We start from the raw sequence: 19,840 nt of genomic DNA, 5'->3' as shown, positions 1-19,840 counted from the left end.
CTTGAACCTAGATTCTAATAAAGATGTCAATATTAACCGGAGCAGTGCAAGGTGTTTGAAAAATGAGTGCGATAGTGTTGTCGGATCGGGTTGTTGTACCTAACAAGCACTTATTTTCAATATGGTTACTTGGCTTATTCAATCTCGTATTACTTTTCGTTCTTATCGGTTGTGCCAACCTTCACTTAGATTCTTCTACTCAACAAGCAGCTAGAGACATTGAAACACACTTAGATCGCATTAAAGCTGACTTTGATTATCTATTGAAAGACAACAAGTTAGCAGAAAGTTGTCAACATTTGTTAGTCGACATGCGACAGTCCGTGTTTGAAACCCATATGGCAAAGGAAGTGGCGGTCTTTAGGCAGGGAGGTCAGTTCTTCTGTGCGACTAATAAAGGTAAGGTATCGTTCCATCTCTATCCGCATATCTATCAAGAGCTTCAATCTGTACCGCTTCATCAAACCGTCGCCTACTTTAACGCGGCGATAAATCGTCTTAACTCGATCGGCCTGTTATTTTTGGATGATCAGCAGCGCGGCGTCAGTATTTTGATCCCGCCGAGCTATCTTTACGAGTTAGTTGCGCAGAAGCTCGCAACTCAACGCATTGATTTTGAACTTTGGATCGGTGGGCAACGGGTAGACAATAGGTTGATGCTAACAGCCTTGAATTCGGATTCGGTCAGGGTGAGTGAGTTCAAGGGGGAGCATTTCCCTTTTGCAGTAAAATCCCAAGTGGGTTATGCCTACTACCTGTCTTATATCGCTGATAAATATTGGCTGTTTCTGTTGGTGTCTACTGTTGTTATCGCTTGTTATGTTGTCTCAAGTAAACGACGTATTGCAAAAAACAGTTTGGAGTTTGCCCTCGTAGATGCGCTCAATCGAGGGTATTTCGAATGTTATTATCAACCGATCGTTGATGCGCATAGCGCTAAGGCAATCGGTTGTGAGGCTTTACTTCGTTGGAATGATCCCAAGCGAGGGTTCGTATCACCGAGCATATTTATCCCGTTAGCTGAAAAGCTAAATTTGATCAATCGCTTGACCTATTATGTCTTTAATCAGGTTGTTGATTTTATCGCTAACAATGAAAGTGCTTTAATTGGCAAATACATTAGTATCAACATAAGCCGTAAAACGTTAATTGCGCCAAGATTGCTTCGTATTGTTAAGCAATTGCAAAAAGCCCACCCTCATATCCTAAACAAGCTGGTATTTGAGATCACAGAGAATGGTGAATACACCGATGAAGAGCTAGAAATTGCAAAAAATCATATTCAGGTTTTGTGTCGCATGGGGGTAAGAATGGCAATTGATGATTTCGGAACTGGGTATTCTGGTCTCAATTTTGTCAGTCAACTTCCTTTTGAAATCATGAAGATAGATCGAGTTTTCGTGAAGAATCTTGACAAGCAGCAGAGTACACGTCCTGTCCTTGATTCGATGCTCAACCTTGCAAGAAGCCGCGACATGATGGTGGTCGTAGAGGGCATCGAAACGGATACTCAGTTGCAAATCCTGTTGGATATGGGGTTTGTCTATATTCAAGGGTTTCTGTTGGCTAGGCCGATGCCTGAAAAAGAGCTGTTAGATTTTCTTAGCTAACTTAATGGGTAAATAAGTATTCATCTTTATTCTCAAAATGAGAATATGGGTATCTGTCTTCATAAGTATCTGTTAATAAATGAAAAAATAATAGGTATCATTTTTGCTCTGTCTCTTATTAGTGTGATTCCAACTCGATAAGGGACCAGATTCTATGAAACTTCAAAGCCTTATTTTCCTTGCAACGAGCGCTATCCCTTTTGTTTCAGGGGCGATAACGACCAGTGACTTCACTTTTGAGTCTGGTGCGGATGCATCTAATTATTCCGCCAAAGGAAAGCCAAATAACACTTACTCTATTGCGGGATCTCTACCAAGCGATGTACTACAGAACGTTTATTCAATGCTGCCTGAAGGAACTGTGGTAAACAGCGACTTTATTGCACCCGAACGCTATTCAAGTATAGATATCGATGATCAGTTGAATGGGGCGCCTTACGCGACCGCGACGGTGACTTTTCTCAATGAAGGAGCGGGGTATCGAAATAGTCTCGGGTACTTTGTCTTTGATACCAATAACCCCCCAACGTCTAAAGAAGATATTAATGCACATGTGATTATCTTCCCAAACACGTCGAAACCACGAGAAGGCGAGATGCAGGAGGGTGACACGATTGATTTGAGTGTTCAACTGACCGATGGTCAAACACTGGCGTTTTTCATCATTCCCAATGGCTGGGGGTGGAGCGGCTCATACAACAATATTTCGAGCCTCGGTAATTGGGGTACACCATTTTATAGCTATCCATCATTGAATCCAGAGAGTACCACAGAGCATCGTAGGCATAATGTAGCCTTTATCGATACGGCGAATGAATTTCTCGTATTAGGTTTTGAAGACATTCGCCGACCTCAAGGTGACAACGATTTCAATGATCTGATTTTTACCGTAAATATCTCTCCGTTTTCTGCTGTGGATGGGGTCAACACCGATGGTTCCACGGACTCAAAATATGAAGTATTGACGCAAAATAGTGACCCAGACATTTCAGTGACGTCGGTTTATCCAAGTTCGGACAGTTACGCGACCATCGCCTTTGAAGACCGCTGGCCATTGATGGGTGATTACGATTTTAATGATGTTGTCTTGCAATACCGGGTGACAGAGACCTTGAATGGAGTCAGGGAACTGAAAAGTATTACGATAGATTATACGCTTCAGGCCATGGGAGCGGGTTACTCAAACGGATTTGCCGTTCAATTACCCAATGTCGATCCCTCTACTGTATCTTCCGCCACTGTCACGCGTAACGGCGTAGAGGTCGGGCATACCGTCGTTGAATCCGACAACGGTGAAACGGTACTTATCGTGTCTGAGAGTGTCAGAGATGACTTAGATGAACTGGGCGTTTTTTCCGGCAGTTGCAAGTTTTATCGGACTCAAAGTACGTGTTTGGATCAACAAACAGCAGGCGTGCTTGAGTACCAACTCAATGTTCAACTGTCGACCCCAATTGCTCGAGATCTTGTTGGTTATCCCCCTTATGACTCGTTCATTTTTGCAGCCAAAAACACCTACCACGGAGACTTCTTTACTTCTTCCCCGGGGATGCAGTGGCAGACCCACTTCAAACAATTCCCAGGTACCAGTAGCATGGATAATAGTTTGTTGAACCGACACGACGATCGTTCCGCTGGCGGGGTATGTTTTGTAACTGAAAACAATATGCCTTGGGTGCTTAATATTCGGGATAACTGGCAGCACCCGATTGAGTATATGGACATTAGTAAGGCTTACACCAGCTTCCCGACTTGGGTCGGAAGTAATGGGGAAACCGATGGAGAATGGTACAAATCTCCGCAAGTGAATCGTGTTATTTCAGCGCAATAGGAGAGTACTATGCAGGGTTTAAATCGAATGACTTTGACTGTTCTGGCGTCACTTTGTTTCACTGGCTGTGGTGGAGGGGGGGGAGGTGAAGCAGGGTCCTCTGGAGGCGGTGCATCGACGACCACTCCCACTGTCACTGCCACCAGTACGCCAATAGAGAATACTGCTGATATTGTCGCTTCTAGAGACTTTTCGTTTGATGTAGGTCAAGTGATTACTCTGAGTGTCGATTATAGCGGCTCTAGCGACGGTGCGGTTCATCTCTATTCACAAGCTGCCTTTACCAGCGATAGTGGAGAGGTCATTGCCGATCCGACCTCGCGTATCACTACTATCTACCCAAGTAGAACGTCAACGGTGACGTTGGAAGTCAATAGTAACTGGCAGCAGATATACGCTCATTGGGTACCGATGGCGAGCAACGAAACAGAACTCAGCCAAGTTGTGACACTTGATCAGGCCAGCCATAGCTATCAAGTATCGTTCTAATACGAATCTTGAACGCTCTAGTTTGGTCAATCGAGCAAAAGTGAGACTTCCAGTAAGTGGGTTAACTTGTCGGAGAATTGATTAAAGTCTTTATCAATTTGCAGATATTTTTCATCAATAGAAGAAAGACTGGTGACCGCTTGTAGTGAGTGGATGACTTCCGAGCTGTGACTATGGAGGTGGTGTTTGAAACTATCGAGTCGTATTTTATGGATATTCTCGACTTGAGTGACTGCTTTGAGGATGGACGCTTGGGTTATTTTGATTGTTTCTGTGTGGTTCATGGGGTGGTGGCTTCTGTAGTGTGATCGCGGAAAGTTAACATCTTCACCATTGCAGGGCTATGAACCAGATCAAAAGAGCGTTGAATAATGCTTATGTCTTAGAGAGCAAAAAGGAGCCATTTAGGCTCCTTTTAGTTTGTTACGCGATACCAATACGTTGATTGATATATCTGGCCAGCGCTCATTCATCCATCATGGCAACGGTAAAGATGCCGGGCTTGAGTGACTTAGAGGCTGATGTTGACTTATTGTTCAGCGACTTCTGTCTGAGATTGCTGTTGTTGAACTTTGTACACTTTACCTGCATTGAATCGTTCTAGGTAATCGGCTAGGTCGCGCTTTACTTCCGGAACTAGGATGTATAGACCGACAATGTTCACCAATGCCATGGCAAAGATCATCGCATCAGAGAAGTCGATAACTGGGCCTAAGTTCATGGCTGCACCAATCACGACGAAGACACAGAATTTCACTTTAAAGATAAGCTCGGCAGTTTTGCTCTCACCAAATAGGTAAGTCCACGCTTTTAGGCCGTAGTATGACCAAGAGATCATGGTAGAGAAGGCAAACAGTACGACAGCAATGGCAAGGATGTAAGGGAACCAGCTGATTGCGCTACCAAATGCCGCAGAGGTCAGCTCAACACCCGCAAGGCCAGTATCGGTATCAAGGTAACCAGTAATGATGATAACTAGTGCTGTCATGGTACAAATGACGACGGTATCGATGAAGGGTTCTAGCAGAGAAACGAAACCTTCTGACATTGGTTCTTTAGTTTTCACTGCTGAGTGAGCAATTGCTGCCGAACCAACCCCGGCTTCGTTCGAGAACGCTGCTCGTTTGAAACCTTGAATAAGCACACCGATCACGCCACCAGCAATACCTTCACCAGTGAATGCACCGTTGAAGATAGCTGCAAATGCGTCATCAATACGGTCGAAGTTCATTAAGATGATGATCAGGGCTGCACCAACGTAAATAGTCGCCATGAAAGGCACCACTTTCTCTGTTACTTTAGCAATCGATTTGATACCACCGATAATAACAATACCAACGATGACTGCGAGAATAAGGCCAAACAACCAACCTTTATCGGCGAAGAACGAAGCATCACCACCGGTTACGCCAACGACTTGCTTAAAGGCTTGGTTTGCTTGGAACATATTACCGCCACCGAGCGCACCACCGATAGCAAACACTGAGAAAAGCACTGCTAGAGTACGACCAAACGCTGCGTTGCCGCGTTGCGCCAAACCTTTGCTTAGGTAGTACATAGGACCACCTGAAACAGAACCGTCTGGGTTGGTGTTGCGATATTTCACACCAAGTGCACACTCGACGAACTTGCTCGACATGCCCAGAAGACCGGCAAGAATCATCCAGAATGTTGCGCCAGCACCACCGATAGAGACGGCGACCGCGACACCAGCGATGTTACCAAGACCAACCGTACCCGAGAGAGCGGTAGTCAGAGCTTGGAAGTGAGATACTTCACCATCTTCTTTGGCTTTTGGGTCAGAGAATTTACCGGAAACCAACTGAACGGCGTGTTTGAAGCCGCGGAAGTTGATAAAGCCAAGATAAAAGGTAAAGAAGCTCGCAGCCACTACCAACCAAAGAACAATCCAAGGCACCTGCACGTCTGTAAAAGGGAAAGGAATGGTCGAAAAGATCATGCCTACAAATGGGTTGACGATAGGTGCAACGACTTCGTTGATTTTGTCATCCAAGTTGGATGCCGCAGCGCTACCCGCAAAAATACTTGCCAAACTGGCAAGCGCTATACGCTTTGTCATGCTTTTCCTGCCTATGCATTATGGTTTATATGAATATTATTTATATAGATGTTGTGTTTGTTACATGTGTGTAACAAATGGCTATTATTCATTTTATAAATAGCTCCGCAACATCTTTGGCGGAAAACTTGATCCAGCAAACAATTCTGACATTCGCTAACACTAGACAGTTAAATTGAACTTCTTCACTGCTTTTTATTAAAAAGGTGGAACATTTGGCGATGGATTCGTTTTTAATATAGTTGTTAATACTGTATTGAAGGCCGAAATATAAAACTGTGTGATTAAAGTTTGAACAGTAGACAAATTCGTGTTGAAGCCAATAATAAGTGAATTGTGATGATTTATGTTTTTTGGTTGCATACCAATTCATTGCGGTCAGTAGGCGACTCGTGAACCCTCATGAATCAAATCGATGATGGGTAATCAAAATGGCTTTCTCTCTCGTATACAAACTTAACACCAGAGAGGAGAACAATGTATGGAACTTCAAATTGAATCATTGGAAGGTGGTATTTACCTAGCGTATTCAGTAAACGAAGGCGATAGGATGCTTTTGCGCGATACTAATCAAAATCCGCTCAAATTTTGTAGCCTTTCCCAAGCCAAAGAACATTTTAAAGACCAGTCGTACCAAAGCGCATCATTGGTTCACCAAAGCGCTTACGATGAAATGTGTGGTGAGAATATAGGCTCCAGTCACTCTCTTAAAACCAATCTGATGTGGTTTTAAAAGCGTTATAAGCGGCGGGAAGGACAGCGAAATGTGCTTCCTGTACGCTTTACGGAACGCTGTCACTTGATTGTCATACTCGATGGGTATGTTTCTGCACGGATATTATCCATAACATTTTTAGAACGATATACGAATGTTAAAGCCAGAAGCAGAAGAAAATGACAAGAAAGTTAAATGAACTAGATGATGTGATCATCAAAAACCTGCAAAACAACGGATTTATCAAAAGCGAAGCTGAAGCGTATTTAAAGCGTAATGTGTACAAGCTGGACAAGCATGAAGTGGACACAATTAAGAACTACGCAGAGCACTTCGGCCTCAACGCAAAAGAGCGAATCATTGAAGATATCCTTGAGCTTAGAAGAGAAGCACTGATGGTAAAGCTTATCTCGCAAACAGCGCTAGGGTAACCTGTAGCGCAAGAAAGGTCGCGCCGCAGCGAGTGTCAGACTCGACCTGAGGCGCAGCGCGGTGACTAAGGCAGATCAAAGATAAGCGCAGTGGCGGGGGCGTGACTTGAATTGGTTATCGAAATCGATGTCACTCCTTCAACTTTTGCCCCATCTCCCGAGTTGATAAGGGTATTGTCTATGGTCAATTGTCCTTCTAGTTGATGAAGGTAAACGTTTCTGCCTTGGGCGACCTCAAAGTCAATCTGTTCGCCAGCAGGTAAAATCAATTGATGAAGAGAGGCATCTTGCTTTATTTGTAGGGTACCATCGTGTCCATCGGATGTTGCGATAGGCGTTAAACCTTCCGCTTGACCAAAATCTTTCTGTTGGTAGCCAGGTTCATTGCCAAACGTGTTTGGTTGAATCCAGATCTGTAGAAAGCGCAGGGTGTCTGAGTCAGACGCATTGTATTCGCTATGATAAATCCCACGACCAGCGGACATTAATTGAAACTCACCGACGGGCAAGGTCTGAATGTTGCCCTCACTGTCCTTGTGCTCAATGGTACCTTTCAATACGTAGCTAATGATCTCCATATCTCGATGACCGTGTGTGGTAAAACCGGCACTTGGCTGAACGATATCGTCATTAATCACTCGCAGAGCAGAAAAGCCCATGTGTTTGAGATCATAGTAATCACCGAAGGAAAACGTATGTTTACTGTCCAGCCAGCCAAAACTGGCACTACCACGATCATCTGAGTGTCTAACTGTAATCATAATATTATCCTCCTAGGGTTGGTCTTAAGCGATTTTGTTTGCGATAAATTGATCAATAGCGGCTTTGCCTGAACCTGATAATGCTAGCGAAACACTCGCCGCCATAAGCGCTAGGCCAAATTCATAGCCGTTGTTTGACATGAAAAGTCCGTTCTCAAAGTGAACTGAGAAAATGGCTACAAGCATGGTAAATGCAAGAGCGATGGAAGCCGGACGGGTAAGTAGGCCAAGCAAAATGAACAGACCACCAAAGAACTCAGTACTCCCCGCTAACAATGCCATTAGCAAACCAGGCCCTAGACCGATAGACGCCATCCACTGACCTGTTCCTTCCAGTCCATAACCGCCAAACCAGCCAAACAATTTTTGTGCTCCATGGGCCATAAAAATAATGCCAACGGGGAGACGTAGTGCCAACGTGCTATACCCTGCGTGTGATTCTGTCAGTGTTTTCAGTAGAGATTTCATAGTGTCTTCCTCAAATATCTCAAATTAAATTTCCGCGTTTGAATGCGTTTACCTCAGTGATTTGAACTAAGTTTAGGCGCTGATGAAGTGAGATTAAATCGTAGAAAATTAACATACTCGTTCGAAATATTTGAATAAGTGTATTTGCGACGGGAGAGTCTCAAACTAGGGAACTTGGCTAAGATTGGATTAGTGACTGCAAAGGTAGCGGCGCTCATTGCTATGGTTTGGCAAACTAACCAGACCTCAAGTCTTTATTGCACTGGTTTCCAACGAATGCGGCTGTGCAATATCGTTCAATACTGTTTCTTTCTTAGGGATTATCTTGCTCAAAAAGAGGAGACAACGAGATGGAAAATCTGATTTTGGCGATGGTGGTATTTGCTTTCGTGGGGGCCGTGACGCCTGGGCCAGTGAATTTGTTAGCGACAACGACAGCGGTAAATAATGGCCTAAGGGCAGCGTTAAAGCATGTTTTGGGCGCATCAATAGCCTATGCGGTTGTTGTGTTTGCGACAGGACAGATGATGCAAACCTTGGTAGCCATATTGCCGAAGCTTGAAGTTTGGATGCAGTTGATCGGCAGTAGTTTCTTGTTTTACCTTGCTTATCAAATCTTCGTGGCACCAGTGAAAGGGGTTGCTGTCGAGCCAGTAAAGAGTTCAGGCTGGTTAACTGGAAGTTTGACTCAAATAGTCAATCCCAAAGCTTGGTTGGTAGCGATGTCTGGTGTCAGCCTTTATGTGCTAGGGCAGGAAAATGAGCAGTATTCGTTGTGGCTCTTTACTCTCGTGTCATTGTTCGTCTGTGTGATCGGTGTTGGCGTATGGGCGATGATTGGCGGGGTTTTGGCGAATCGACTTGCAAATCCACGAGTTCATCGCCAATTTAATAGATTGATGGCCATAATGTTATGCGCATCTGTTGTGCTGATCTGGCCCTGAGTGGAGTAGTGGGTGAATGAAGAGAGATAAAAGTGCGAGTTTCAAGCAGAGTACGATGCTGCCATGGATCGAGCTGCGTGTCGCCAACCAATCGACGGCATGCTATGACGCCCACTCTCATGACGAATTTTCCTTTGGCATTATCCATCAAGGCCGAGCAGATTACCGAAATCGACGCAATACACATCAGATTGGCCAAGGGGATATCGTGACGATCAACCCTGCAGATGTCCATTCCTGTAATCCATATCATGGCACTTGGTCCTACAGTATGCTGTTTGTTGATGCGTTGGAGATGGGAGAGATCCAGCAGGAAATGACGTTAAATCAACATTATGATTATGTGGCCTTTAAGAATGATCTAGAGCGTCATCCTGAATTTAAGCAACGATACTTGGCACTTTTTTCGGCGCTTCAGAATGAAGAGGGTCTGTTGTTAGCTCAATCTTGCTTGTATGACTTTGTTGAGCTCAGTTTCCAGCATGGAGTCAAAACGATGGCCAAGACAGGCTTACCGAGTCTTGTGATGGTCCGTGATAAGTTAATGGATGAACTGGGCCACGCTCACTCTTTAGAAGCGTTGGCACAAGAAGTAGGGATGAGCCGATATCAGCTTTTACGTGCTTTTAAGGACCACTACGGGTTACCGCCCTATGCCTATCTAATCGATGAGAAGATCAAGCGTGCGAAAGTAATGCTCAGATCAGGAGCTGATATCGTTGATATTGCTCACCGCTTAGGGTTCTCGGATCAGGCGCATTTTCAGCGACATTTTAAAAAAAAACTGGCGGTAACACCTAAGTTTTATCAATCTCATTTTGTAGAGTGAATCCTGCCTGATGTTGGAAAATAATCTCACCATTCGTGCTTATACCCGTCAACGCAAGGGGCATGCGCATGAACATCATCAACTGGTACTACCTATCTTGGGCACCATTATTATTGAACTGGAAGGTTACCAAGGCAAAGTGTCAGTCGGTGAATGCGTGGTAATCAAGGCCAACACCTTTCACCATTTCCGCGCCAATGAAGCTGCGCGTTTTGTGGTTGCTGATTTGAACATATTACCAGATAGTTTGCTGGGCATGGACGCATTGGTTTTTCCGATTTCAGCGCCGCTCCGTTCCTATCTGACCTTCGTCGAATCTCAGCTTCAGCATCGAGTCACCCCTGCTATTGAAGCCCCTATGGTTGATATGTTTGTCAAGCTATTGGCGGAGCAACAAGCTGGGCAGCGACTTGATCATAGAGTCAGAGCGGTGTTACATCATATTGAGGAAGATCTGGCGAGAGAGATAACAGTTGAACATTTGGCAAAAGTCGCCTGTTTGAGTGCGACGCAGTTTAAAAAAATTTTTAAACAATCCACTGGGTTAAGTGTTCTTCAATACGTGACCAAACAAAGAATGGAAAAAGCTAAAGCACTTCTGACGCACACGGATATTCCTGTCCAGCTTATTGCAGAGAGAGTCGGGTACAAGGACCTATCCGCTTTTAGTCGTCGTTTTTCATCTTCATTTGGACTTTCTCCTCGCGCATTGCGCGGCGGATGAAATTGAGTCTGTAAAATCAAATAGAGTGTCTTTTCTGCAAAGTTATGTGTTCATTTATTCATTATTCTCTGTCTATCAAAATGATATGACAAAGAGTATAGATATGAATCAGACACTAAAAGCTCGTCAGGAAGGTTTCGGAGTTTTGGTCATCCTGTTTGCTTCTTTATTGTGGGGAACGACCGGTACCGCAGCCACGTATGCACCCGATATCAGCCCGCTGGCGATTGGTGCTTTTTCAATGGGTGTTGGCGGTATTATGATGGCTCTGTTTGCCTGCGGCACGATCAGAAAAGACCGACATATACTGGTATCAAATAAACTTGTTTTATTGCTGGGGGCACTGGCTTTAGCGGTTTATCCTCTTGCGTTCTATAGCTCGATGAGAATGGCGGGTGTCGCGATTGGAACCGTGGTATCTATCGCGAGTGCACCGTTCTTCGTTGCATTGTTGGAGTGCCTGTTTGGCAAAGAAAAGTCAATTGATACTCGCTGGGTGATAAGCTTGACAGTGGGCGCGACTGGCATCGTTTTACTGACTCTATCAGAGACATCAACGTCAATACAAACCGGTGTAGAGCAAACCAAATATATAGGGATAGTGCTTGGATTGCTCGCGGGGTTCACCTATGCCACTTACGCATGGACGGCAAAAGCGCTCATCATCGAGGGCGTGCATTCCAAATCTGCAATGGGGAGCATATTTGGGCTGGGTTCACTATTGCTGCTACCTTCATTATTTTTTACTGGTGGTAATTTGTTTGCGACATCTATCAATGCATCCGTTGCCTTGTATATGGCGTTCGTTCCAATGTTTCTCGGCTATGTCTGCTTTGGTTATGGGTTAACAACGGTATCAGCAAGCAAAGCAAGTTTACTAACGCTGTTTGAGCCTGCTGTGGCCGCTGTACTTGCTGTGGTTGTAGTGGGAGAACATATTGGCCTACTGGGGTGGATAGGAATTGGGCTGATCATGGTTTGCTTGTTACTTCAATCCTATCAGCCCAAACATAGAGAGCCCTTATTAGCGGCGCAAAGCCAGTGACACTTTGGAAGTCGGTTGGCGCCCTAAGGCGTCGCTGATTTCCCACCCTGCTTGGGCAAGGCGATGTAAATCCACGCCCGTTTCAATCCCTAAACCTTGGCAAAGGTACACAACATCTTCTGTCGCGACGTTACCCGACGCGCCTGCAGCATAAGGACAACCACCTAAGCCTGCTACGCTGCTATCGACAACATGAACACCCATCTGAAGGGCTTGATATATATTGGCGAGCGCTTGTCCCCAAGTATCATGGAAATGAACGGCGACCAGGTGTCGAGGTACTCGCTCAAAAACGGCGTTGAGCATGTTAGCAACTCGAACTGGCGTGCCCGTACCAATGGTGTCGCCAAGAGACACTTCATAGCAACCAAGTTCTAATAGTGCTTGGGCAACTTTGGCGACCTGAGAAGGCTCGGTTGGACCATCATAAGGGCAATCGACGATGCAGGATAAGTAACCTCTAACGGGGATGCCTTTGCCTTTTGCTTCAGCCACCAGAGGCCGGAATCGTTCAAGGCTTTCTTCAATAGAACAGTTAATGTTTTTCTGACAAAAGCCTTGTGAAGACGATGTGAATACCGCGACTTCGTCGGCATTGGCGTCGATAGCCTGCTCAAACCCTCTCATATTCGGTGTTAGGGCAACATACTTCACGTTCGATGCGCGAGTGATTTTTGCCATGACTTCCAATGAGTCCGCCATTTGTGGCACCCACTTAGGTGAAACAAATGATCCCGCTTCGATGTGGGTGAGACCGCAGCAAGAGAGTTGATTGATCAGCGCGACTTTTGCCTCGGTTGAAACGGCTTGCTCATTTTGCAAACCGTCGCGAGGGCCAACTTCGACTATCTTGATCGACTCTGGCAGTAGCGAGGTAGTCATCATTCACTGCCTCCTATCGCCCAATTTGGTGGCCGCTTATCAAAGAAAGCCCTTAGACCTTCTTGCCCTTGGTCGGATACCCTAACTTGTGCGATTAATTGACTGGTATATTCAATCAAAGCATTATCAAGCACCTGAGTATCACACTCTCGGATCAGTGCTTTAGTTTGAGTCAGGGCCGCGGGGCTATTGAGTAGCCACTGATTGAGGATAGCAGTGACGGTTTTTTCCAGTTGGCTGATGTCGACAGCTTCATGAATTAAACCAATCTCAACCGCTTTGTTGGCGTCGAAACGTTCAGCAGTCAGCATGTAGCGCCTTGACTGGCGAGCACCGATCGTGCGGTTTACATAAGGCCCAATGGTCGCTGGAACTAATCCTAGCTTTACCTCACTGAGGCAGAATAGGGCGCTATGGTCAGCAATAGCGACATCACAGCAGCAGATTAGCCCGAGCGCTCCGCCAAATGCGCAGCCATGAACAACAGCGATAGTTGGCTGAGGGAAGTTATCCAAGCAATGCATCAACTGAGCAAGTCTCGAAGCATCTTGCTGATTTTCCAATTCACTTTTAGCTATCATTGACTGCATCCAGCCAAGATCAGCGCCTGCCGAAAAGTGTTTTCCGTTACCACGTAACACTAAACATCTCACCTCCGAGCGCTGAGCCAGTGAGTGAATCGATTCTATCAACTGTTCGATGACCTGAGCGTTGAAGGCATTGTGTTTGTCTGGCCGATTAAGTGACAGAGTGGCAACGCCTAAGTCATCGATGTTGCGAGTGAGATAGCTGTTATCGATTAGATTTGTCATGCTATGCTCCTACATTCTAAAGATACCGAATTGGCTATCGGGCATCGGAGCATGCTCGGTTGCGGTAAGCGCTTGAGCCAAGACATGTCGGGTCTGTTTCGGATCAATGATGCCATCATCCCAAAGGCGAGCACTCGCATAGTACGGGTGGCCTTGTTCCTCATACTGATCAACGATAGTTTGCCTGAACTGGCCTTCTTCCACTTCTGACCAAGGTTCACCTTGGCGTTTCAAGACCTCACGCTTGACTTGGGTGAGTACGCCAGCGGCTTGTTCTCCGCCCATTACCGAGATTCGGGCGTTAGGCCACATCCACATCAACGTTGGCTCATAAGCCCGCCCACACATGCCGTAGTTGCCCGCTCCGTACGATCCGCCGATGATAATGGTGAACTTAGGGACGTCAGCGCACGCCACTGCCATGACGAGTTTGGCACCATGTTTGGCGATGCCACCTTCTTCAACTTTTTTGCCGACCATGAATCCGGTAATGTTCTGGAGAAACAGCAATGGAATCTTTCGCTTAGCACACAGCTCGATAAAGTGGGCCCCTTTCTGAGCTGATTCCGCAAATAAGATGCCGTTGTTGGCGACAATACCAATGAGTTTGCCTTCGATACGAGCAAAGCCACACACCAGCGTCATGCCGAATAAGGCTTTAAATTCATCGAAATCGGAATCATCTACAATACGTGCAATCACTTCTCTGACGTCGAAAGACAAGCGCAAGTCAGCATTGACGACGCCATAGATGTCCTCAGCGGGTAGACGTGGTGGTAAAACCTTGTGTGTTTGAGGGATCACAGGTTCTTGGTTGCTGCTAGCAAGTGCTTCTCTCGCCATATGGAAAGCTTGTTGTTCATTTTCCGCGTAGTAGTCTGCTACCCCAGATTTACGGCAGTGAACATCCGCGCCGCCGAGTTCTTCGTCCGTGACGATTTCACCTGTGGCGGCCTTAACTAAAGGAGGCCCTGCTAGGAAAATAGTGCCTTGTTTTTTTACGATGACCGAGACGTCGGCCATGGCAGGAATATAAGCGCCCCCCGCGGTACAAGGACCAAGAACTACCGCTATTTGGGGTATGCCCTTGGCGGACATGCGTGCTTGATTAAAGAAAATACGCCCGAAATGGTCTTTGTCTGGAAACACCTCTGCTTGGTGAGGTAAGTTCGCACCGCCCGAGTCGACTAGATAAACACAGGATAAGTGGCAGCGCTCGGCAATTTCCTGAGCTCTGAGGTGCTTTTTCACTGTCAGTGGGTAGTAAGTCCCGCCTTTAACAGACGGATCGTTGGCAAGCACCATACAGGTTACCCCTTTGATCTTGCCGATACCTGCAACGACACCGGCGCAAGGGATGGATTGTTCGTAAACATTCCAGGCCGCGAATTGGCCGATTTCTAAGAAATCTGAACCTTGGTCGAGCAGCAGATCAATGCGCTCTCGTACGGGAAGTTTGCCTTTCTTGCGCTGTCTTTCAACAGCCCTAGCGCCGCCACCTTGTTTGATGGATTCAACATCTGCGTTCAATTTTTCGACCAGTCCACTCATCGCTTGCTGATTCTTAGTGAACAGGGGAGAGTCGGTTTTGATTTTAGTTTTTATGATTGCCATAACATCCTCGTTAGCGTGATTCTTCAAACAGCTCACGCCCGATAAGCATCCTGCGAATTTCGGAAGTACCCGCACCAATTTCATAGAGTTTGGCGTCTCTTAATAAACGACCCGCAGGAAACTCATTGATATATCCATTGCCGCCTAGCAACTGGATGGCATCCAGTGCAAGCTGTGTGGCTAATTCGGCACTGTAAAGAATTACGCCTGCGGCGTCTTTTCTTGTTGTTTCACCTCGGTCACAGGCAGCGGCTACGGTATACACATAAGCGCGTGCCGCGTTGGCACGGGTATACATATCCGCCACTTTGGCTTGCACTAACTGGAATTCACCGATAGATTGGCCAAATTGTTTACGGTCATGAACGTAGGGTACGACAAGGTCAAGACACGCTTGCATAATACCGAGCGGGCCCGCTGCCAGAACAACGCGCTCATAATCTAAGCCACTCATCAAGACTTTGACACCTTGATTCACTTCACCGAGTACGTTTTCAACCGGTACTTTGCAGTTGTTGAAAACCAGTTCACAGGTGTTTGAGCCTCGCATACCGAGTTTGTCGAGCTTTTGAGCGTGGCTGAATCCAGCAAAATCACGTTCGATAATGAAGGCAGTGATACCCCGTGAAGCGGCGCTAGGGTCTGTTTTGGCATAAACCACCAGCACATCTGCATCAGGGCCATTAGTGATCCACATCTTGGTGCCGTTCAACACATAGTGATCGCCGTGTAATTCAGCTTTGAGCTGCATACTGACAACGTCTGAGCCTGCATTGGGTTCACTCATTGCCAGCGCGCCAATGTGGGAGCCGTCGATTAATTTAGGTAGGTATTTCTCTCTTTGAACCGCATTTCCGTTGCGAAAAATCTGATTGACGCATAGGTTTGAATGCGCACCGTAACTCAATGCAACCGAAGCAGAAGCACGGCTAATCTCTTCCATGGCGACTACGTGTGCCAAATAGCCCATACCTGCGCCACCATATTGTTCGTCTATGGTCACGCCAAGCAAGCCCATTTCGCCCATTAGCGTCCATAAGTGGTTTGGAAATTGATTTTCCTCATCCACTTTGGCCGCGATAGGTGCAATGTGCTCGCGGGCAAAAGCATTGACGTGTTCCCGCAACATATTGACAGACTCATCGAGCCCAAAGTTGAGGGGGGTGTACTGAGATATCATATCGCCTCCGATTCAGCGGTTATTGCTGGTTACGATCCCTGGCAGATACATGATGTCTCGCGAAGTGCTAGCTGGCTTTAGAGCGCTGTAACGCATCTTCACATCGCTGACGAGCGGTATTCAAATCGTCAAGAACAATGGTGATGTCCTCAAGTTGGCGTTTGAGTACTGCTTCTTTTTCGTCAATGATTTTGAGCATCTTGATCAACTGGGTATCTATTTGATTCGTATCGTAAAGCTCTAACAAGTCGCGTATCTCGGCCAAGGAAAAACCAAGTCGCTTGCCTCGTAAAATCAACTTGAGACGAACCCTGTCTCTGCGCTGATAAATCCGCATACTGCCTTTGCGGTCAGGCTGAATTAGGCCCATATCTTCGTAAAAGCGGATACTTCTTGTAGTGATATCAAACTCTTTAGCGAGCTCGCTGATTTTGTATGTTTCCACCAGATGAAACTCCCCAACTGCTAGGTATTAGACAATCACACTTTCCACTACGACGGTAAAAAAGATTTTACAGGTTGTGAATGTGTTTCTTTACGTTAACGTAAATGTTAGTGCTATGCTTACGTAAACGTCAAGAAAATAACCATGCAAAAAACAAATGGCTTTAAAAAGTGAAAGCGGCATCGTGAATTGAGCCGTTTTGTCGTCGCTGAATGAATAAAGCCGTCACTCAACAATCTTTTGAGGAGCAGGCAATGCAAGAGAAAGAGATTTGGATAGTTGCAGCAAAGAGAACGCCAATGGGGCGTTTTCAAGGGATGCTTTCTGAATATTCTTCCCCCAAGCTCGGGGCGGTCGCGATTAAAGCGGCAATGAAAGAACAATCGTTATCGCCAGATTCAGTTGACGAAGTGTATATGGGATGTGTGTTACCTGCAGGCTGTGGGCAAGCCCCAGCGAGACAAGCGGCTCTGGGATCAGACTTACCGACATCGGTGGGTTGTACCACGATCAACAAGGTGTGTGGCTCAGGCATGAAAGCGGTGATGTTGGCCCACGATCTGATCCAAGCTGGTAGTGCCAATTGCATTGTTGCGGGCGGCATGGAGAGCATGACTAATGCGCCGTACCTACTGAAAGAGTCACGCTCCGGCATGCGAATGGGACACAAATCGACCTACGACCATATGTTCCTCGATGGTTTACAGGATGCGTACGAAGGTGAGCTCATGGGTGTCTTCGGCCAACAAACCGCTGATAAACTTGAATTTACTCGTGAACAAATGGATGAGTGGGCCACTTTATCAGTCAACCGAGCGATTGAAGCGCAGCAGCAGGCGTTATTTGCCGACGAAATTGCGCCCGTTGCCCTAAAAAAAGCAGCTCCCCTTGATTATGACGAGCAGCCACGCTCAATTAAGCCCGAAAAAATCCCTCAATTAAAGCCAGCCTTTGCTAAAGAGGGCTCGATTACCGCAGCCAACTCCAGCGCAATATCCGATGGTGCTGCAGCTCTTGTGGTGATGGATGCGCAAACTGCCAAGCAGCAGGGTTTGGAACCACTGGCCATTATCAAAGGTCATGCAACGCATGCCCGTATTCCTGCTGAATTCACATTAGCACCTGTTTATGCGATTGAGCAGCTTCTATCGAAGCTAGATTGGGCGGTGGACGAAGTGGATTTATGGGAAATCAACGAAGCCTTCGCTGTGGTAACGCAGATCGCGGTGAAACAGCTTGGCCTGGATAGCGAGAAGGTCAATGTAAAAGGCGGGGCGTGCGCATTAGGTCATCCGATTGGCGCAAGCGGTGCAAGGATTCTTGTCACGCTGATCCATAGCCTACGTCAGTTACAGGCTCTGGGTACAGATGGAAATCAGAACAAAAAACGCGTGGTGCGAGGTGTTGCATCACTCTGTATTGGTGGCGGTGAAGCAACCGCAATGGGTATTGAGATCCCACTATAAAAGAAAAGGACATCATTATGATTCAGTCAGTTCCCTTATTTATTGGCGGTGAGTTCTGCCAGTCACAGACCAATGAATGGGTTGAGGTGACCAACCCGGCAACCAGTGAAGTGATTGCCAAGCTTCCTTGTGCGACCGAGCAGGAAATGGAACAAGCGGTGCAGAACGCCGCTGAAGTGTTTAAGTCTTGGAAGGAAGTATCAGTGTCTGAGCGAGCTCGTGTGATGCTACGTTATCAGCACTTACTTAAAGAGCACCACGATGAGCTAGCCGAATTGATTTCGAAAGAGACCGGCAAAATTACCATCGATGCAAAAGGGGATGTGTGGCGCGGCATTGAGGTCGTAGAGCAAGCCGCGAATATCGCCAGCAATATGATGGGTGAAACGGTAGAAAATGTGGCAACAGAAATCGACACTTACTCTATGATTCAGCCGTTAGGGGTGTGCTGTGGTATTACGCCATTTAACTTCCCTGCGATGATTCCACTGTGGATGTTCCCGCTTGCGATTGCCGCAGGTAACACCTTCGTGCTCAAACCTTCAGAGCAGGTCCCTTTAACAGCGATGCGTTTGGCGGAGTTGTTTGAACAGGCTGGCGCCCCAAAGGGTGTTCTTCAGGTTGTTCATGGTCGCAAGAATCAGGTCGACAAACTACTGGTTCACCCTTTGATTCGTGCCGTGTCATTCGTCGGTTCTGTGCCGGTTGCTCAGTACATTTATCAGACGGGTACCAACTTCAACAAACGTGTGCAGGCATTCGCTGGTGCAAAAAACCATATGGTTGTGATGCCAGACGCCAATAAAGCACAGGTGATCAACAACTTGGTCGGCAGCTCTGTTGGCGCAGCAGGTCAACGTTGTATGGCAATCTCTGTTGCTGTATTTGTTGGTGAGTCGAAACATTGGGTCGACGATCTCAAGACAGAAATGGCGAAGATGACTCCGGGCGCATGGGATGATGGCAATGCAGCGTATGGGCCATTGATCAGTAAAGAAGCTAAGCATCGTGTTGTGAGCCTGATTGAAGAAGGCAAGGCGCAAGGCGCAGTGTGTGAGTTAGACGGAACTCAGTGTCATGTTGCTGGAATGCCAGAGGGTAACTGGCTTGGCCCAACCTTGTTTACCGGTGTCACTACTGATATGTCAATCTATGAGCAGGAAATCTTCGGCCCTGTATTAGTTTGCTTACAAGTCGATACGTTGGAAGAGGCGATTGAACTGATTAACAACAACCCCTATGGCAACGGAACGTCGATTTTCACCGCAAATGGTGCAGCAGCACGTAAATATCAACATGAAATTCAGGTCGGTCAGGTGGGGATCAATGTGCCAATTCCTGTGCCATTGCCATTCTTTTCATTTACAGGTTGGCGTGGCAGTTTCTATGGCGATTTACATGCTTATGGTAAACAAGCGGTGCGTTTCTATACCGAAACTAAAACGATTACGTCACGCTGGTTTGATGATGATATCCCAACAGGGCCAAACCTAACCATTCAACTGCGATAACGG

The 19,840-nt window shown here is 46.5% G+C and carries 20 protein-coding genes; 11 read left to right on the top strand and 9 right to left on the bottom strand.

The window, feature by feature from the left end; all coding sequences use genetic code 11:
* The first annotated feature begins 62 nt into the window (after positions 1-62).
* The 3 genes from OH455_RS19590 to OH455_RS19580 all read left to right on the top strand — a co-directional run bounded on the left by OH455_RS19590 (position 63) and on the right by OH455_RS19580 (position 3,930).
* Entirely contained in the window at positions 63-1,610 is a 1,548-nt protein-coding gene (locus OH455_RS19590; protein WP_269982527.1) for an EAL domain-containing protein, read from the top strand.
* Positions 1,611-1,764: 154 nt separating this feature from the next.
* On the top strand, positions 1,765-3,441 hold the full coding sequence (locus OH455_RS19585; RefSeq protein WP_269982526.1) for an LruC domain-containing protein: 1,677 nt from the start codon (positions 1,765-1,767) through the stop codon (positions 3,439-3,441).
* A 9-nt stretch (positions 3,442-3,450) separates the two neighbouring features.
* Positions 3,451-3,930 (top strand): hypothetical protein, encoded by a 480-nt coding sequence (locus tag OH455_RS19580; RefSeq protein WP_219348900.1) that lies wholly within the window; start codon positions 3,451-3,453, stop codon positions 3,928-3,930.
* 26 nt (positions 3,931-3,956) lie between these two features.
* Here OH455_RS19580 and OH455_RS19575 read toward each other — a convergent pair whose 3' ends face one another.
* Both OH455_RS19575 and OH455_RS19570 read right to left on the bottom strand, forming a co-directional pair.
* Positions 3,957-4,214 (bottom strand): hypothetical protein, encoded by a 258-nt coding sequence (locus OH455_RS19575; RefSeq protein WP_269982525.1) that lies wholly within the window; start codon positions 4,212-4,214, stop codon positions 3,957-3,959.
* A gap of 245 nt (positions 4,215-4,459) precedes the next feature.
* Positions 4,460-6,010, bottom strand: coding sequence for an alanine/glycine:cation symporter family protein (locus OH455_RS19570; protein WP_045975103.1), 1,551 nt, complete (start codon positions 6,008-6,010; stop codon positions 4,460-4,462).
* Positions 6,011-6,491: 481 nt separating this feature from the next.
* On the opposite strand from OH455_RS19570, the gene OH455_RS19565 reads away from it, so the two are divergent.
* Positions 6,492-6,743 carry a DUF6482 family protein gene (locus OH455_RS19565; RefSeq protein WP_206371002.1) on the top strand — a complete coding sequence of 84 codons (252 nt, stop codon included), beginning with the start codon at positions 6,492-6,494 and terminating at the stop codon, positions 6,741-6,743.
* A gap of 161 nt (positions 6,744-6,904) precedes the next feature.
* Positions 6,905-7,156, top strand: a complete 252-nt coding sequence (locus tag OH455_RS19560) for a hypothetical protein (RefSeq protein WP_045975100.1) — start codon at positions 6,905-6,907, stop codon at positions 7,154-7,156.
* A 65-nt stretch (positions 7,157-7,221) separates the two neighbouring features.
* On the opposite strand, the gene OH455_RS19555 is transcribed toward OH455_RS19560, so the two are convergent.
* Positions 7,222-7,917, bottom strand: a complete 696-nt coding sequence (locus OH455_RS19555) for a pirin family protein (RefSeq protein WP_269982524.1) — start codon at positions 7,915-7,917, stop codon at positions 7,222-7,224.
* A gap of 24 nt (positions 7,918-7,941) precedes the next feature.
* Positions 7,942-8,385 (bottom strand): DoxX family protein, encoded by a 444-nt coding sequence (locus OH455_RS19550; RefSeq protein ID WP_269982523.1) that lies wholly within the window; start codon positions 8,383-8,385, stop codon positions 7,942-7,944.
* Between the two features lie 350 nt (positions 8,386-8,735).
* Here OH455_RS19550 and OH455_RS19545 point away from each other — a divergent pair, with 350 nt between their 5' ends.
* The 4 genes from OH455_RS19545 to OH455_RS19530 all read left to right on the top strand — a co-directional run bounded on the left by OH455_RS19545 (position 8,736) and on the right by OH455_RS19530 (position 11,927).
* Entirely contained in the window at positions 8,736-9,329 is a 594-nt protein-coding gene (locus OH455_RS19545; RefSeq protein WP_269982522.1) for a LysE family translocator, read from the top strand.
* A gap of 16 nt (positions 9,330-9,345) precedes the next feature.
* A complete protein-coding gene (locus OH455_RS19540; RefSeq protein WP_269982521.1) occupies positions 9,346-10,158 on the top strand; it encodes a helix-turn-helix transcriptional regulator in 813 nt (270 codons plus the stop codon).
* A gap of 10 nt (positions 10,159-10,168) precedes the next feature.
* A complete protein-coding gene (locus OH455_RS19535; protein ID WP_206375618.1) occupies positions 10,169-10,882 on the top strand; it encodes a helix-turn-helix domain-containing protein in 714 nt (237 codons plus the stop codon).
* Between the two features lie 103 nt (positions 10,883-10,985).
* Positions 10,986-11,927, top strand: a complete 942-nt coding sequence (locus OH455_RS19530; protein WP_269982520.1) for a DMT family transporter — start codon at positions 10,986-10,988, stop codon at positions 11,925-11,927.
* Here OH455_RS19530 and OH455_RS19525 read toward each other — a convergent pair.
* The 5 genes from OH455_RS19525 to OH455_RS19505 form a co-directional block, all read right to left on the bottom strand.
* The gene (locus OH455_RS19525) at positions 11,907-12,812 is read right to left on the bottom strand and encodes a hydroxymethylglutaryl-CoA lyase (RefSeq protein WP_269982519.1); all 906 of its coding nucleotides are present in this window, start codon (positions 12,810-12,812) and stop codon (positions 11,907-11,909) included. The genes OH455_RS19530 and OH455_RS19525 overlap by 21 nt on opposite strands.
* Entirely contained in the window at positions 12,809-13,621 is an 813-nt protein-coding gene (locus OH455_RS19520) for an enoyl-CoA hydratase/isomerase family protein (RefSeq protein ID WP_269982518.1), read from the bottom strand. The genes OH455_RS19525 and OH455_RS19520 overlap by 4 nt, the downstream gene beginning before the upstream one ends.
* 9 nt (positions 13,622-13,630) lie before the next feature.
* Positions 13,631-15,235, bottom strand: a complete 1,605-nt coding sequence (locus OH455_RS19515; protein ID WP_269982517.1) for a carboxyl transferase domain-containing protein — start codon at positions 15,233-15,235, stop codon at positions 13,631-13,633.
* A gap of 10 nt (positions 15,236-15,245) precedes the next feature.
* Positions 15,246-16,415: an isovaleryl-CoA dehydrogenase gene (locus OH455_RS19510; protein ID WP_269982516.1), complete on the bottom strand. Its 1,170-nt coding sequence runs from the start codon at positions 16,413-16,415 to the stop codon at positions 15,246-15,248.
* Between the two features lie 67 nt (positions 16,416-16,482).
* A complete protein-coding gene (locus tag OH455_RS19505) occupies positions 16,483-16,860 on the bottom strand; it encodes a MerR family transcriptional regulator (protein WP_269982515.1) in 378 nt (125 codons plus the stop codon).
* 254 nt (positions 16,861-17,114) lie between these two features.
* On the opposite strand from OH455_RS19505, the gene OH455_RS19500 reads away from it, so the two are divergent.
* The gene (locus OH455_RS19500; protein WP_269982514.1) at positions 17,115-18,326 is read left to right on the top strand and encodes an acetyl-CoA C-acyltransferase; all 1,212 of its coding nucleotides are present in this window, start codon (positions 17,115-17,117) and stop codon (positions 18,324-18,326) included.
* A 17-nt stretch (positions 18,327-18,343) separates the two neighbouring features.
* Positions 18,344-19,837: a CoA-acylating methylmalonate-semialdehyde dehydrogenase gene (locus tag OH455_RS19495; protein ID WP_045975087.1), complete on the top strand. Its 1,494-nt coding sequence runs from the start codon at positions 18,344-18,346 to the stop codon at positions 19,835-19,837.
* The last annotated feature ends 3 nt before the right edge of the window (positions 19,838-19,840 follow it).

The organism is Vibrio sp. T11.5, assembly GCF_027587155.1.
GTDB classification, from domain to species: Bacteria; Pseudomonadota; Gammaproteobacteria; order Enterobacterales; family Vibrionaceae; genus Vibrio; species Vibrio neptunius.
Note: the sequence above shows the minus strand (reverse complement) of the source record. Positions and strands in the feature narration are given on the sequence as shown.